The sequence below is a fragment of the Streptococcus suis YS161 genome, from assembly GCF_002760245.1.
GTDB classification, from domain to species: Bacteria; Bacillota; Bacilli; order Lactobacillales; family Streptococcaceae; genus Streptococcus; species Streptococcus suis_I.
On the sequence record NZ_ASCA01000059.1, the window covers coordinates 134305 to 150497 of the forward strand.

Consider the following 16193-nt stretch of genomic DNA (forward strand, 5'->3'; position numbering starts at 1 on the left):
ACTTTTCTCATCTCTTTGTTAAGACAATCTAAAAAAATGCTAATCTCCCTCAAATATCCTACGAACGGTATGAATTTGAGAGATTGGAACTGCAACGAGCAAGGAATCACCCATAGAAAGTTGGCTATTTCCTTTCACAATCCTTGACTTACCATGATGAATTTGATTGGTGATCAAGCATGAATCCGGCAAACGTAACTCGCTAACAAATCTTCTGTCCAATGTTTCGTTGACAACAACCTCTATTAAGGTCATGTGTTCTTGCTGTTCTACTTCTTCTGGCAGAATTTTTTCCAACATTGCTTCATAGACTGGCGCGCCACCTAAGAGGTCCATCATCACATAGGAACTCAAAGCTACCAACCCGATGACCATCAATTGATTCAAACTTCCAACCATTTCAGTTACTAAAATAATAGCAGTTAGAGGTGCTTTGGAAATCGCTGCGAAAAAGCCTGCCATTCCCAATACAATAAACAATAGCATCTGCTCCTGACTGATGAAACCAATATCAAGGAAGAACCGTGCGACAAAAAGCCCAAGGAGACTTCCTAAGGTTAATATGGGTAAAAAGATGCCCCCTGGTAGACCAGAACCATAGGAAATCATGCTCCATACAAATCGTATTAAAATCAAGATTGCCAATGTCAGTAGTCCTTGTTCCAAATATGGAAGCTCTAAAATCAAATGATGCCCGCCACCCAACAGATTAGGGAAAAAATAACCAATCGGTATAATAAACAAAAAGGCAAATACACTGTAGTATGGAACTGGGAGAGGAATGATTTTTGAGAGAAGGGTATAGAAACCTTGTATATTGAGGATAACAACTTCATACACATATCCAGCAAGTCCAAGGAAAACTCCAAGTAAGATATAGATCCAATATTGGTCAAGAGATAGTAACTGTAAGTCCTTCGGCATATGCAAAACAGGCATTAATCCAAAAAAATGTAAGGAAATAAAGTTCGCAGTGATACTGGCTGCCAGGGCTGAGACCCATACCAGACGTGAAAACTGATGATAGACTTCCTCCACAACAAATAAAAGGCCTGCTATTGGTGCGTTGAAAGCTGCTGCCAAACCTGCCGCAGCGCCACTAGCAATCAAACTCCTTCTTTCCATTTCACTGGATTTAAGAAGAACTGATATACCTTTAGCCGTTACAGCTCCTAATTGAATACTGGGACCTTCACGCCCCAGCATTAGACCAGATGCAATGGATAAAACACCGCCGATAAATTTTCTCCAAAGGACTAACCACCAGTTTAAATCCATAATTCCTTTTAGTTCTGCCTCCACCTGAGGTATACCAGAGCCTTTTGCATTTGGCTCGTCTTTGATCAACTTGCCAACAAGTAAAGCTATGACCAGATAAAGCCCTCCAATAAGAAGTAAATAGATTGCATTGTCTGTTGCCAGAGAATAGAGGTGCGTAAAGACAGAAAATATTTTTTCAATGGCTAAGCGAAATGCAACGACCACTAAACCAGCGACAATGCCAACTAAACTACCACGCAGAACCGAGTAGAGGATTGATTGGGAAATAAAACTAACTTCTTTCCGGTGATTTTCCATTGGGATTTCCCTTCCTTTCTATAGTATGTATGACCAAAAAATAGGAGCAATAAGTACTTAGTAAAGAACCTCACTCCCATTCTTTTATTTATATTGCTACCTGTCCAATCAGACTATTTCCGATACATCTTGAATTGGAGATAGAGGTCATTATACATTCCAAGTATCTCTGGTCCAAGATTATCATAAACTTCCAACTTCTTCATCGTTTCTTCAGATGGATAGAAAGATTCATCGTTCTGAGTCTCCTCATCCAGCATAGCCTTGGCTGCAGGAATTGGTGTTGAATAACCAACATATTCTGCATTGCGAAGCGCATTTTCAGGACGAAGCATAAAACTCATAAAGGCGTAAGCTCCATCAATATTTTTTGCTGTTTTTGGAATGACCATGTTATCGAACCAAAGATTAGAACCTTTTGATGGTACAACATAGCGCAGATTTTCATTTCCATCTAACATTTCACTCGCCTCACCTGAGAACGAAACAGCAATTGCTGCCGCATCTTGTATCATATAACCTTTTATCTCATCAGCAACAATTGCTTTGACATTTGGAGTTAAATTATATAGATGTTCAGCTGCTTTTTCAATCTCTGCAGGATTTTTAGAGTTTAAGCTATAACCCAAAGATTGCAGACCGAAGCCCATGACCTCACGAACACCGTCGATTAACATGATATTGTCACGGTATTCTTCTGACCACAAATCTTCCCATTCTTGAGGAGGATTGTCAACCATAGTTTCATTGTAAACAATCCCCAAGGTCCCCCAGAAGTATGGAATAGAATAGTCATTATTCTTATCAAAGCTAAGTCCCATAAATCGTGGATCGATATTCTCTAAACCTTCAATTTTTGATTTATCTAGTTTCACGAGCATATCTTCTTCCGTCATTTTGGAAATCATATACTCAGAAGGAACGGCCAGGTCATAGGTAGTTCCTCCCTGCTTGATTTTAGTGTACATGGATTCGTTGGAATCAAAGGTCTGGTAATCCACCTGAATACCTGTTTCAGCCGTAAATTCTTCCAGCAATTCTGGGTCAATATAATCTCCCCAGTTATAGATGACAAGTTTATCAGTTGTCCCTTGGGTTGAATCTGCTTCTAATTTTGAACTAATTCCCCATAAAACAAGAATAATAGCTACAATACCTACAAAAAATGAATACAATCGTTTCATTAGTTGTCCTCCTTTTCACGCGAGATGAAATAATAACCCACTACCAATAAGATTGAGAAAAGGAAGACAAGGGTTGACAAGGCATTGATTTCCAAAGAAATCCCTTGACGAGCCCGTGAGTAAATCTCTACAGATAGGTTTGAGTAACCATTTCCCGTAACAAAGAATGTCACGGCAAAGTCATCCAAGGAATAGGTAAAGGCCATAAAGTAGCCTGCAATGATGGCTGGTGTTAGGTATGGCAACATGATTTCTTTCAGCATTTGTGGCTGAGTTGCCCCCAAATCATAAGCTGCTGAAATCATATCGGCATTCATTTCCTTCAAGCGTGGCAAAACCATCAATACTACGATTGGAATAGAAAAAGCAATATGACTGAGCAATACTGAGACAAAGCCAAGCTGGAAACCAATCATGGTAAAGAGAATTAGGAAACTCGCCCCAATCATGACGTCTGGAGCTACCATCAAGATATTATTGACAGACAAGAGTGCATTTTGAAAACGAGGTTTTGCCTGATAGATATAGATGGCACCGAAAGTTCCGATAATGGTCGCAATCAAAGAACTCAAGAAGGCCAACAAGAAGGTTTGAGCCAGAATCAGCATTAGTCGGCTATCGCCAAGCATAGATGAAAAATGCTCCAAGGTAAAACCTGTAAATCCATTCATATCCCCACCTTCATTAAAGGCATAGAAAATGAGATAAAAAATGGGCAAGTAAAGTAGGAGGAAGGCAACTGTTAAGTAGATATTTGCAAATTTCTTCATTATTTCTTCCTCTCTTTCGTCATCCACATAATCAAGAGCATGGCCAAAATCAAGACCACACCAATTGTTGAACCCATTCCCCAGTTTTGTGTTGTGAGGAAATGTTGTTCGATGGCTGTTCCCAGTGTAATGACTCGGTTACCACCGATCAAACGAGTCAACATGAAGAGGCTCAAACTTGGAATGAATACCGCCTGAACACCAGAACGGACCCCATTCATGGAAAGAGGAAAAATAACTTTTGTAAAGGTCTGCCAAGAAGTTGCCCCCAAATCACGACTGGCATTGATAAGATTTTTATCCAAATCATCCAAGGCGTTAAAGATAGGCAAAATCATAAACGGAATCTCGATATAGGCTGCAACAGCAATAAAGGAGAAATCTGTGAAAAGAATTTGTTGAGCTCCTAGACCAATAAATTCTAGGAACTGGTTGATAGAGCCGTGTTGCCCAAAAATACCGATAAAGGCATAGGCTTTCAGCAAAAGATTGACCCAGGTTGGCAAGATAATCAACATGAGCCAGAGTTGTCTATGCTTGAGCTTGGTCAAGAAATAGGCTGTTGGGTAGGAAACCAAAAGTGTGACCAGAGTAATAATACCTGCGTAAAAAATAGAGTTAAAACTCATTCGCAGATAGGTCATATTTGGCGAGTTAAAATAGGTCTGGTAGTTGGCCAAAGTGAAATTGCCATGAATATCAAAGAAAGATTTGAAGATAATCAGGGCAACAGGTGCGAGTACAAAGAGAAAGACCCATAGGGCATAGGGAATTGCAAAAAGCCTAGAGTTTTTCTTCATTGCGTTCCTCCTCAATGGCGTTAATCAAGCCATCTTCTACTTCTTCCACTTCCACATATTCTTCGATACGGGCATCGAATTCTTCCTCTGTTTCATTGAGACGCATGATATGAATATCTTCTGGCTCAAAGCTGAGTCCAATCACTTCTCCGACAATGGCCTTACGGGTTGAATGAATCATCCACTCATTACCAAGGTCATCATAGGCGATGATTTCATAGTGAACTCCTCGGAAGAGCTGGGTATCCACTTTTACCTGCAATTTGCCTTCTTCAGGTAGGGTAATCTGCAAGTCTTCGGGACGGATAACAATTTGAACTTCTTCATTAGGACGCATACCACCGTCTACCGCTTCGAAACGTTTGCCATTAAATTCAACCAGATAGTCTTCTATCATACGCCCAGACAGGATATTGGACTCGCCGATAAAGGTTGCAACAAAATGGTTGATTGGCTCGTCATAAATATCCACTGGTGTTCCAGACTGGACAATCTCACCTTCATTCATGACAAAAATCCAGTCACTCATGGCCAGAGCTTCTTCTTGGTCATGGGTAACGAAGACGAAGGTAATTCCTAAACGTTGTTGCAACTCACGCAGTTCGTACTGCATTTCTGTTCTTAGTTTCAAGTCCAGGGCAGAAAGTGGTTCATCTAGCAAGACAACGCGAGGCTGATTGATGATGGCACGAGCAATAGCAACCCGTTGGCGTTGACCACCAGACAATTTCTGAATGGAACGATTTTCATAACCAGAGAGTCGGACCATTTGCAAGGCTTCTGTCACACGGCGTTCGATTTCAGCCTTTTCAACCTTGCGCAATTTAAGAGGAAAAGCCACATTTTCAAAGACAGACATATGTGGGAAGAGGGCATAGGATTGGAAAACGGTATGGACATCCCGTTTATTGGTCGGAACATCGTTTATCCGTTGACCGTCCAGATAAATATCACCTGAACTCGCATCCAATAGACCAGCAATAATGTTCAAAATTGTTGATTTACCTGAACCAGAAGCTCCTAAAAGAGTATAAAATTTCCCTTCTTCTAATTCAAAACTAATATCCTTTAATACAGTTGTTCCACTGTCTTCAAATACTTTTGAAACGTTCTTAAATTCAATAATTGGCTTTTTCAATTCTCATAAATTCCTTCTTTTAAAACAGAGCCAGATGGCTAGAGTTTAGTCTTTCAGTTTGCTTTTAGTGCTAGGCAACGAGCTGCAGACAGTACTGAAGTACGGCAAAGCGAGTTAACGACGTAATAAAAGATAAACTGAAAGACTATGTATCAGATGGGTCACCGATAATACGCACCTCTCTCTCCAGAGTAATTCCTGAAGATTTTTCAACAACATCAATCACATGTGCAATCAAATTTTCATAATCCTTTGCTGTACCATTGTCGACATTGACCATAAAGCCAGCGTGTTTTTCAGAAACTTCGACTCCACCAATTCGATAACCTTTTAACCCCGCATCCATAATCAACTGTCCTGCGAAGTGACCAAGTGGACGTTTGAAGACTGAACCACAAGATGGATATTCCAAAGGTTGCTTGAGCTCGCGTAAATGTGTCAAACGAGCCATTTCTTGTTGAATAACCGTATGATTTCCTGGCTTGAGGGCAAATTTAGCAGACAAAACAATCGCACCGTTTTCCTGCAAAATAGAAGAACGGTAGCCAAATCGCAACTCGCGATTGTCCAACGTTTCGACATAACCTGCTGGAGTCAAAATCTGCGCTGAAACTAGAATGTGTGCCACTTCACCTCCGTAAGCACCTGCATTCATATAGACAGCACCACCAATGCTTCCCGGAATACCACAAGCAAATTCAAATCCTGATAACGAATGGAAAAGTGCAACTTTTGTTGTTTCAATCAGATTGGCACCTGCTTCTGCTTCAATGGTGTATCCTGATACAGTAACGGAGTTAAGTTTATCCATACGGATAACAAAACCACGAATACCGCCATCGCGGACAATGATATTACTTGAATTTCCTAATACTTGCCATGGAATATCTTCGCGTTTAGCAAATTCTACTATACGAACAATCTCGTAACGATTCCGCGGAAAAGCTAGATAATCAACAGCTCCTCCTACTTTTGTATAGGTATATTCTTTTAAAGGCTCATCGAATCGAATATCGATGCCTTCTAATTCAAGCCTAATTTTATCTTTCATAACCTTCTCATTTCAATTTAAGATATACAGGATTTATTATACCAAAAATTACAGGAGAAAACGAATAAAATTCAACAAAAATACTTTCACAAGCCAAATTAATTTGCCCCAATATTTTGAAATGGAGAATGGAATGCACAAAAAAAGGAGTTCCCTTCCTACCGCATATAGTAGCGATGGCGAACTCCAATAAAATAAACATTTTTAGTTTTGCAAATGATAGATTCTCACTATCTATACAATAGCAATCCCTTTGGTATCAACTTGAAGGCGGTGGACAGTTCCGTCTAGATTTAGTTCCTCTAATGCTAGAACAATAGCATCCTCCCTATCTTTGGGCGCTAATACCATCACTGTTGGACCAGCGCCTGATAAGTAGGTTGCATAGGCTCCCAACTCCTGTGCAGTTTGCTTGATTGGACAAAACTCCTTAACAAGTAGCTGACGAAACGGTTCATGGAACATGTCTGACTGAATTGCTTTCCCAGCCTTTTCCAAATCACCTGCCATCAAACTTGCCATAGCCACATTGGCAATGGCACTAGCAGCCACTGCTTTCTTGTACCCCATCTGAGAAGGCAGTACACCTCGGCTTTCAACCGTACGCAGTGGGTAGTTTGGAATAAAGGCAACAAAACTTGCTTCTGGGAATTCTGTTACAACTGCCTGTACTCTCTTATTAACATAGCTAGAGATGACTAAATTACCAAAAATCGCTGGGGCTACATTATCAGGATGTCCTTCAATTTCTGTAGCTTTGAGCAATTTTTCATCCGCTGTCATATTCAAACCTGCTAATTGATTAGCCAATTCGATACCAGCTACGATAACGGAACTGGATGAACCCAAACCACGTGCCAAGGGAATATCACTAAGCATTCTGATACGATGCGGCTGCAATCCTTTTTCAATCTTTAAAGCTGTCTTGATCAAAAGATTGTTCTTGTCTGATGGAACATGTTCAAGATTGTGCTCAATCACCCATTCATCAGTCTCTTCAAATACTTCAATCGTTAGATATTTCGAAAGGGCAACACCTACTGAATCAAATCCTGGACCGATATTAGCTGAAGTTGCTGGAATAATAATTTTCATTGCTTATTCTCCCAGTACTTTAAAGGTATTTAAGACAGTAAAGTCTGTTTCTTTACTCAATTTGTCTGTTACATTTTCCAACTGAGTCTTACTCATTTCATGGGTCACAATCACTAGACGGGCTGTCTCTCCATCTGCAGCTTGTTGCAGAATTTGCTTGAAGGAAATTTCTTCAGAATTGAAGATTTCTGCTAAACGAAGCATTTTTCCATTTTTATCAGGCGCATCAATTGAGAAATAATATTCGCTCTTCACATCGCTTGGGGCTGCCAATTGAAGTGGGCGGCTATATTCGTTAAAAGCTTTGCCGATAGTATTGTCTTTCAAGCGACGAACGATACGAATAATGTCAGCCATAACACTTGTTGCAGTCGGTTTTTGCCCAGCGCCCGGTCCATAGTACATAGACTGGCCGATGCCGATAGATTCGACAAATACAGCATTCATCACACCATTCACGCTTGCAAGTGGATGATTTTTCGGTAGGAAGGTTGGAGATACTTCGGCAGCAATACCAGAGGTAGTTTCTTGAATATCACCCACAAGTTTGATGACATAGCCCAACTCTTGTGCCACTGCTACATCTTCTGGCGTGATATTTGAAATACCCTTGTGTGCTACGTGTTCAAAATCAACTGTCATCCCGAAAGCAAATTGACTGAGGATAACAGCCTTGTAAGCCGCATCAATCCCCTCAACGTCATTTGTTGGGTCAGATTCTGCATAGCCAAGTTCCTGTGCTGTTTGAAGAGCTTTTTCGTAAGTCCAGCCTTCATCAACCATCTTAGTCAACATGAAGTTTGAAGTACCATTCAATACACCGAGGATACGAGTCACCTTGTCAGCAGCCAATGAGTTAACCAAGGTACGCAAGATTGGAATACCACCTGCAACTGCAGCTTCATAATAAAGCGCAAGACCTTTCTCTTCAGCCAAGGCACGTAGTTCGCTACCATGAACAGCAAGTAAATCCTTATTGGCTGTTACAATATGCTTGCCTGCTTCCAAGGCACGTGTAATAAATGTTTTTGCTGGCTCAATACGTCCCATCAGCTCAACGACGATGGCAATGTCCTCATCAGCTAAAATCTCGTCAATATTTGTCACAAAATGATAGTCATGACCTGCAGCCAAGAGACGGTCTTTTTCTGCTTCATCCTTGACCAAAACCTTAGCAACTTCAATACTATCATGCGCGGCTTTCTCTATTTTTTCCTGATTTTCTTCTAACAAAAATGGCACACCACTCGCAACGGTTCCAAATCCTAATAATCCTATCTTAACTACCATGTGCTCTCCTTTAAAATGTATTTCTCCCATTATAACAAATATTCTGACTATTTGGCAAAAAATTTGTTATAATTGTTTTAATATATAATTATGGAGATAAGATAATGAAACATTCAAGAAGAGCCCGTCGAAGCCGCACACAAAAGAAACAACTTGTGCCAATGCTATTTGGTATCGCATTATTAGTAGTGACTCTACTATCTATTTTTCTAATCTTTCTAAAACAGCCATCTAAGCAGCAAAGTGATTCCAAAGCTTCAACGGTAGAGACAACAACCAGTTCGAGTGTTATGACTTCAGAAAGTAGTGAAGTACAAACAGAAATCATTTGGGAACAACAAACTGAACCTATCAGACTTCCAATCCTCATGTATCATGCCATTCACGTAATGGCTCCTGAGGAAGAAGCTAATGCGAATCTTATCGTAGATCCAACGACTTTCGAAAGTCATCTAAAAGCATTGCAAGATGCAGGTTACTATACTTTATCACCTGAAGAGGCTTATAAAGTATTGACAGAAAATGTCCTTCCTGCTGGCAAAAAGGTTGTCTGGCTAACCTTTGACGATAGCCTCTGGGATTTTTATAGTTATGCCTACCCATTGCTTAAGCAATATCAAATGAAGGCAACCAACAATGTCATTACAGGATTTACTGAATACGGACAAGCAGGGCACCTTACTCTTGAACAAATCAAGGAAATGCAGACCGCAGGGCTCTCCTTCCAAGGGCATACCGTCAACCACCCTGATTTAGAGTATAGTTCTATCGAGGATCAAACAAATGAACTTACTTCCTCTAAAGCCTATCTTGACAGCCAATTAAATCAGGAAACCATCGCTATCGCCTACCCTGGTGGACGATACTCAGCAGATACAGTAGCCTTAACTGAACAAGTTGGCTACAAACTTGGTGTGACTACTAACAACGGCTTGGCTTCTGCTAGTGACGGATTACTGACTCTCAATCGTGTCCGCATCCTCCCAACCACTACCGCTGAGGGGCTATTATCCGAAATTTCCTATTAATTTTCACAAACATGTATATGAGAAAACTCCCTGTCACTGACAAGGGAGTTCGTTTTATGTATACTCAATGAAAATCAAAATCAGGCTAGCTCCAAAGGTTTGGGGAGCCTTTGGAGGTTGGAAACAAAGTTCGCTTCTCCAAGAGCAGATAGTCCCCCTACTACTTTCGCGTCTTCAGGTAGTAGGCTGAAAAAATCCACAGGATCTTTTCACTCATCAAATCAAGTCAACAACGTCTGCTTTTGATTTTCGAAGAGTATTAGATTGACTAAACTGACTTTGATAAAGATTATAATAGAAACCTTTGTCTGCCAAAAGACTTTCATGGTTACCTTGTTCGATAATCTGCCCATCTTTCAAGACCAAAATCTTATCAGCTTCCTGAATGGTAGATAAGCGATGAGCGATGACGAAACTTGTCCGCCCTTTCATCAACCGTTTCATGGCCTTTTGAATCAAGAGTTCTAAACGGGTATCAACTGAAGAAGTCGCTTCGTCAAGAATCAGAATAGCAGGATCCGCCAACAAGGCACGCGCAATGGTCAAAAGCTGTTTCTGACCTTGGGAAATATTGCTGGATTCCTGGTTCATTTCCATATTATAACCGCCAGGCAGGGTACGGATAAAGTGGTCAACGTTGGCAGCTTTAGCAGCTTCTACAATTTCCTCATCCGTCGCATCCAGGCGTCCAAAACGCAGGTTTTCCTTGATGGTCCCTTCATAGAGCCAAGCATCCTGCAAGACCATGCCAAATTGACTACGGTAGGATTGACGTGAAAGATTTCGAATATCCTGACCATCCACTTTGATAGAACCTGTTGTCACATCGTAGAAACGCATGAGCAAGTTGATAAGAGTAGTCTTACCTGCCCCTGTTGGACCAACGATGGCCACCATCTCACCGGGTTGAACATCCAGATTAAAGTTACGGATAAGCGGCTTGTCTTCTGAATAGCCAAATTCGACCTGCTCAAAGCTAACTTGTCCTGTCAGACTTTCTGTCAACTCTAGTGCATTGGCGTCTTCTTCATCAAGCTCATCTAAGACTGAAAAGATGCGTTCAAGGGAGGATTTGGCAGACTGCAACTGGGGTGCCAACTGGGTCAAGGTTTGGACTGGCTGAGAAATCTGCCAGACGTATTGGACGAAGGCCTGCATATTACCGACCGTCAATGTGCCTGCAAGAACTTTCAATCCAGATAGCAGGGCGACGACAACATAGGCGATATTTGAGAAGCCGTGAACTAGAGGCATGAGCAAACCAGACATGAAACTAGCCTTGAAACCAACTTTCTGCAAATCTGCGGTAATCTGGCGAAACTCTTCTGTAGAAATTTCTTCACGGCCGTAAAGTTTGAGAACGTTAAAACCAGTCAGATTTTCTTGGACAAAGCCGTTCAAACGACCTAGGGCATCAGCCTGCTGCTTGAAATATGGCTGGGATTTGCCCATGACAAACTTAGAACCAAAATAGGTCACTGGAACCAAGGTTACGACTACAAGTGCTAGGGATACATCCAACCAGAAACACATGAAAATGGCTAGAGAGAGGGTCAGAACGGCATTGACTAGCTGGAGAAAACTTTGTTGTAGGGCGTTTGAAACAGTCTCCACATCGCTTGTAAAACGCCCGAGTAAATCACCATACTGGTGCTTGTCAAAATAAGATACTGGAATCTTGTTAATTTTGTGGCTCAAGTCCTGACGTAGTTCCTTAGTTGCTCCCTGCACTGCCTTGGTCATAAAATAGTTAGAACCGTAGGCACCGATTTCATATAGAAGGGCGCGAAGGGCATAGATGGCAAGCATGATAGCAATGTAGGAATAGTTAATCTGCGCCCCCTCTACTCCATTAGAAATATCCAACAAATTCTTGGTCAATTCTGTGATGATAAGCCCCAGTACAAAGGGTTCTAAGGCATTCATAACTGCACTGATGGTCTTTAGAAAAACAGCTAAAAATACAGAAGATTGGTAACGACGCAAATAGTCCCAAACACGAGTAAATACTGATTTATTCTTCATAATTCCTCCTATTCTTCTGTCAGAGATTGACGGTTAAGTTGAGAATTGGCAATTTCACGATAAATCTCATTGCTTTCCATCAATTCATTGTGGGTACCGCGACCAACGATTTCACCTTCGTTCAGCACGATAATCTGGTCTGCATCCATAATGGTTCCGACCCGTTGGGCAACAATTAGCACCGTCGCATTCTCCGTCACTTCTTTCAAACGACTACGCAAAATGGCATCCGTCCGGTAATCCAAGGCTGAGAAAGAGTCATCAAAGATATAAATATCCGGCTGCTTGACAATGGCACGAGCAATGGACAAACGTTGCTTTTGACCACCTGAAAGGTTGCTTCCCCCCTCTGCCAAGTGGGTGTCAAACTGCTCTTCCTTGCTCTCGATAAAGTCTCTGGCCTGGGCCACATCCGCCGCCTCATGCAACTCTGCCAAACTTGCGTCCATCTTCCCGTATTTGAGATTTTCCGCGATGGTTCCGGTAAATAGCAGAGCTTTCTGCGGAATAAAGCCTATCTTGCTGCGGAGTGCCTTTAGATTGTAACGTCTGACATCCACACCGTCCACCAAGATACGACCAAGTGTCACATCATAGAAACGTGGAATCAAGTTGACCAAGGAAGACTTACCAGAACCAGTCGAACCAATAAAGGCAATCGTTTCACCAGGCTTAGCTTTGAAGGAAATATTGTGCAGCACAGGCGATTCCGTTTCACCAGGGTAGGCAAAGGTCACATTTTCAAATTCCAAATAACCACGAGTGTCTGTTTCAATAATGCCATCCTCATTCTTAGAAATAGAGATAGGCATGTCCAAGACTTCCTGAATCCGTTGGCTCGATACCGACATACGTGGATACATGTTAAACAAGTTAGCAAAGAGCAAGAAGGAGAAAAGCGCGTGGAAACTATATTCGATAAAGGCTACCAAATCACCGATTTGCAGACTGCCTGTTTGTAAAGGAGCCAATGCGAACCAGACAATGGCTACAATCATAGCAATAATAATCTGGACAAAGAGAGGCTCTGTCAATCCAGTCAGATTAAAGAGCTTTTTGGAAATATCGGTATATTCCTCATTGACCGACTCAAAGCGCTCCTCTTGAAACTCCTCACGAGTAAAGGCACGAATGACACGTAAGCCCATGAGATTTTCACGAACATATTGGTTGATCGTGTCCAAACGTTTCTGTTGCTTTTCAGAAAGAGGACGAGTTTTGGTTGCCACGTAGAAAATAACAAAAACTAGAAACGGCATGGCTACTGCTACTGTCCAGGCTAAGCTCGGACTGGTTACCAAGGTCATGATGACAGAAGCAATCATCATCAAGGGGGTAATAATACCTAGTTTCAAGACCATTTCAGAGAATTGCATCAGCACAAAAGCATCATTTGTCATACGAGCAACCAGAGAAGAAACACCAATCTGCTCATATTCGTGATGAGAATAGTCCTGAATTTTCTCATACAGATCATTTCGAATATCTTTGACGATATTTGTAGTCAATTTTCCAGCTGCATAGGCAAGTGTCACTCGACCAACAATCCCGAGCAGGACAATCAATCCCATCATCCCCGCCCAGAAATAGAGCTGACTAACATCGTTCTTTGTAATTCCTTGGTCAATCATCCTAGCCAAAAAAGTCGGCAAGCCTAAGTTTACCACTACAAATAAGAAGGCCCCCAACAAGTCTAAGGCAATCCACTTAGGATATTTTTTCAAATAGGTCCAAATCAGATTCATCTTTTCTCCCTTTCTACATGTTAAAAAGGGGCTATGCCCCTTTGTCAACGTTAAAAGCCACCAAACGGTGACTTTCTATTCTTTCTCGTCAATCACTAAACGAACTTTTTTATCACTTGTTGGAACAGAGTAGACAATCGTTCTGATTGCAGAAATTGTGCGCCCTTTTTTCCCAATGATACGTCCAATATCAGATTTATCCAAATCCAAATGATATTCTAAAAATTCAGGTGTATCAACAATTTTAATTGTCAAGCTATCAGGCTGTGAAATCAAAGGTTTCACAATCGCAATAATGAGATTTTCAATCATGTCCATAAGTGTTCTCGCTTACTGTTCTTACTTAGAGAATTTTTGTTCGTGGAATTTCTTCAATACGCCAGCGTTTGAAAGAAGGCTACGAACTGTATCAGATGGTTGTGCACCTTTTGCCAACCACTCAAGTACACGCTCTTCTTTAAGAGTTACTGAGTTTTCAGCCAAAAGTGGGTTGTAAGTACCAACAGTTTCGATGAAACGACCATCACGTGGTGCACGTGAATCTGCAACGTTGATACGGTAGAAAGGTTTCTTTTTAGAACCCATACGAGTCAAACGGATTTTTACTGCCATTTTTAAATGTTCTCTTTTCTTTGTATTTTTATTCGGTGAAATAGCAGAGCTATTTAGCACATGTTCTATTATACCACACTTTGACAGGGTGTCAAGAAAAAAACTTGACAGGTTTTAAAAAAATTATTGTTCGAGCATATCTGCTAGTTCTCTCAGTTGACTTGCTAGATTTGTACGGTCAAACAGTAAATTATAGACTCCATCTTCACTCAATACTCCGCAAGGAATACCATTGAAATAACCCTTATTAGATAATTCAAGATCTTCCATATAGGTCTGGCTCTGGTAATAATCTAATAACTGTAAATAAGTCGATTGTTCCTGGTTGAGTTGTGCCAGACTATCGGAAAGGGACTGGTTCAGCTCTAGCTGTCTGTTAAATATTTTTTCCATTTCCTCTACACGTTTTCTTGCTTCCATAATATTTTTCATCAATGTGTACTGCCACCACCCCTTTTAATATCCTCTTTATCCCTATATTCAACAATCGCTCCTATAGCTACTTCAACTCCTCTTACAATATCGTTCAAAGACATGGAAGCTAGTCCTGGCTTGTCTACAACCTGCTCTGGTAAGAAGGGAATATGGAGAAAGCCTGCCTTAGTCTTTGGAAATTGTTTCTCCGCCAAGTAAAGAGCTTGATACATGAGATGGTTGCAGACAAAGGTCCCTGCAGTATTAGAAACAGAAGCTGGAAGCCCAATCCTATGAATCGCTTCAACCATTGCTTTGATGGGTAAGGTGGAGAAATAAGCAGGCTGACCATCTTCTCGAATCGTTCTATCAATCGGCTGTTGCCCTTCATTGTCTGGAATGCGCGCATCATCCTGGTTAATGGCTATACGCTCAGGAGTTAAATCAACTCGCCCACCAGCCTGACCAATACATAGTACCGCATCAGGTAAATGTTCTGCCATTTTCTCCTCTAAAACATCCGCAGCCTTGTCAAAAACAGTCGGAATCTCTACAAGAATAATCTCTGCACCAGCAATGGTCTTAGGTAGAGATTTGATTGTTTCCAAGGCTGGGTTAATAGGCTCGCCACCAAAGGGATCAAAGCCTGTTACGATGATTTTCATACTTCCTCCTCCAAAATAATTTCTCCGTAGTGAAATTTTTGATTGGGTCTGACATGACGTTTAAAGCCAAATTCTTCAAAGACCTGATCTCGAAAATGAGCCTTTATTATCAATTTCTTCCTAGCTACTCGTTTAGCCTCAGATACAATTTCCTCCGTTAAACGGCTTCTGTCAGCTAAAGTAGACAAGCCAGAAAGATTTTGTGATTCCTTGATTTCTTCTGAAAACATGGGATCAAAGTAAATGACATCAACAAACTTATCTATTTGCCCTTTCAAATAAGTCAAACTATCTGTCCAAATTGTCTGGATAGATTTCATGGCTCGATTGACCTCTTGCAGCCCACTATCAAAATCCTGTAAACCCCGACTCACAATAAAGTGCACTAGCTTAGAACTTTCCAAGGCTGTCACCTGATGTCCAGCACTGGCTAGCACAATACTATCCGAAGCTAGGCCCATAGTGCAGTCTAGAACAGTTTGTTTATCTGGTCCAAGCAACTCCAAAAGTGGATCGCGTCCAGACTTGATTCGTAAGACAGCGGTATCAGGGTGGAAAAAGAGTTTTTGCCCAGTTTTTTCTTCCAAAACTAGCTGGTCTTGATAAACAACCAGTACCGCGTCAGCTTCTGTTTTTGCTAGGATGGACTGGACAGACCTCTTTCGACGGTCTTGATAGTCTAGATTAAGCTGCTCTGCTATTTCCTGAGCCTGTAAAACCAAAGTTTGATTCATCCGAAGACTTGTTGTGACGATTATTTTCATATAGTTAGTATATCAAAAAATCAGGACGAACTCA

16 protein-coding genes are annotated in these 16193 nt (G+C 41.2%); 1 reads left to right on the forward strand and 15 read right to left on the reverse strand.

Features of this window, described 5'->3' with window-relative positions; translation table 11 throughout:
• Positions 1-39 precede the first annotated feature (39 nt).
• From SST111_RS08465 to SST111_RS08500, 8 genes are all read right to left on the reverse strand, one after another.
• Positions 40-1578: a ClC family H(+)/Cl(-) exchange transporter gene (locus SST111_RS08465; protein WP_099810662.1), complete on the reverse strand. Its 1539-nt coding sequence runs from the start codon at positions 1576-1578 to the stop codon at positions 40-42.
• Positions 1579-1691: 113 nt separating this feature from the next.
• Positions 1692-2762 carry an ABC transporter substrate-binding protein gene (locus tag SST111_RS08470; RefSeq protein ID WP_099810664.1) on the reverse strand — a complete coding sequence of 357 codons (1071 nt, stop codon included), beginning with the start codon at positions 2760-2762 and terminating at the stop codon, positions 1692-1694.
• Positions 2762-3532, reverse strand: coding sequence for an ABC transporter permease (locus SST111_RS08475; protein WP_099810666.1), 771 nt, complete (start codon positions 3530-3532; stop codon positions 2762-2764). Before SST111_RS08475 ends, SST111_RS08470 begins: the two co-directional genes overlap by 1 nt.
• Entirely contained in the window at positions 3532-4332 is an 801-nt protein-coding gene (locus SST111_RS08480) for an ABC transporter permease (protein WP_099810668.1), read from the reverse strand. Before SST111_RS08480 ends, SST111_RS08475 begins: the two co-directional genes overlap by 1 nt.
• On the reverse strand, positions 4316-5470 hold the full coding sequence (locus SST111_RS08485) for an ABC transporter ATP-binding protein (RefSeq protein WP_099810670.1): 1155 nt from the start codon (positions 5468-5470) through the stop codon (positions 4316-4318). Before SST111_RS08485 ends, SST111_RS08480 begins: the two co-directional genes overlap by 17 nt.
• Positions 5471-5615: 145 nt before the next feature.
• Positions 5616-6521, reverse strand: coding sequence for a UDP-N-acetylmuramate dehydrogenase (gene murB, locus SST111_RS08490; protein WP_099810672.1), 906 nt, complete (start codon positions 6519-6521; stop codon positions 5616-5618).
• A gap of 234 nt (positions 6522-6755) precedes the next feature.
• Positions 6756-7616 carry a homoserine kinase gene (thrB, locus tag SST111_RS08495; RefSeq protein ID WP_099810674.1) on the reverse strand — a complete coding sequence of 287 codons (861 nt, stop codon included), beginning with the start codon at positions 7614-7616 and terminating at the stop codon, positions 6756-6758.
• A gap of 3 nt (positions 7617-7619) precedes the next feature.
• Entirely contained in the window at positions 7620-8906 is a 1287-nt protein-coding gene (locus SST111_RS08500) for a homoserine dehydrogenase (protein ID WP_024399122.1), read from the reverse strand.
• A 104-nt stretch (positions 8907-9010) separates the two neighbouring features.
• Between SST111_RS08500 and SST111_RS08505 the strand changes: the two genes are divergently transcribed.
• Entirely contained in the window at positions 9011-9934 is a 924-nt protein-coding gene (locus SST111_RS08505) for a polysaccharide deacetylase family protein (RefSeq protein ID WP_099810677.1), read from the forward strand.
• A gap of 216 nt (positions 9935-10150) precedes the next feature.
• Here SST111_RS08505 and SST111_RS08510 read toward each other — a convergent pair whose 3' ends face one another.
• The 7 genes from SST111_RS08510 to SST111_RS08540 all read right to left on the reverse strand — a co-directional run bounded on the left by SST111_RS08510 (position 10151) and on the right by SST111_RS08540 (position 16159).
• Positions 10151-11959, reverse strand: a complete 1809-nt coding sequence (locus tag SST111_RS08510; protein WP_099810679.1) for an ABC transporter ATP-binding protein — start codon at positions 11957-11959, stop codon at positions 10151-10153.
• A gap of 8 nt (positions 11960-11967) precedes the next feature.
• On the reverse strand, positions 11968-13704 hold the full coding sequence (locus tag SST111_RS08515) for an ABC transporter ATP-binding protein (RefSeq protein ID WP_099810681.1): 1737 nt from the start codon (positions 13702-13704) through the stop codon (positions 11968-11970).
• Positions 13705-13779: 75 nt separating this feature from the next.
• Positions 13780-14022: a KH domain-containing protein gene (locus SST111_RS08520; protein ID WP_002940680.1), complete on the reverse strand. Its 243-nt coding sequence runs from the start codon at positions 14020-14022 to the stop codon at positions 13780-13782.
• A 21-nt stretch (positions 14023-14043) separates the two neighbouring features.
• The gene (rpsP, locus tag SST111_RS08525; protein ID WP_002940682.1) at positions 14044-14316 is read right to left on the reverse strand and encodes a 30S ribosomal protein S16; all 273 of its coding nucleotides are present in this window, start codon (positions 14314-14316) and stop codon (positions 14044-14046) included.
• A 123-nt stretch (positions 14317-14439) separates the two neighbouring features.
• Positions 14440-14748 (reverse strand): DUF4298 domain-containing protein, encoded by a 309-nt coding sequence (locus SST111_RS08530; protein ID WP_024403106.1) that lies wholly within the window; start codon positions 14746-14748, stop codon positions 14440-14442.
• A complete protein-coding gene (gene pcp / locus SST111_RS08535) occupies positions 14748-15395 on the reverse strand; it encodes a pyroglutamyl-peptidase I (RefSeq protein WP_099810683.1) in 648 nt (215 codons plus the stop codon). Before pcp ends, SST111_RS08530 begins: the two co-directional genes overlap by 1 nt.
• Complete coding sequence (locus SST111_RS08540) at positions 15392-16159, reverse strand: class I SAM-dependent methyltransferase (RefSeq protein WP_180274048.1); 768 nt, start codon at positions 16157-16159, stop codon at positions 15392-15394. Before SST111_RS08540 ends, pcp begins: the two co-directional genes overlap by 4 nt.
• Positions 16160-16193: the final 34 nt, after the last annotated feature.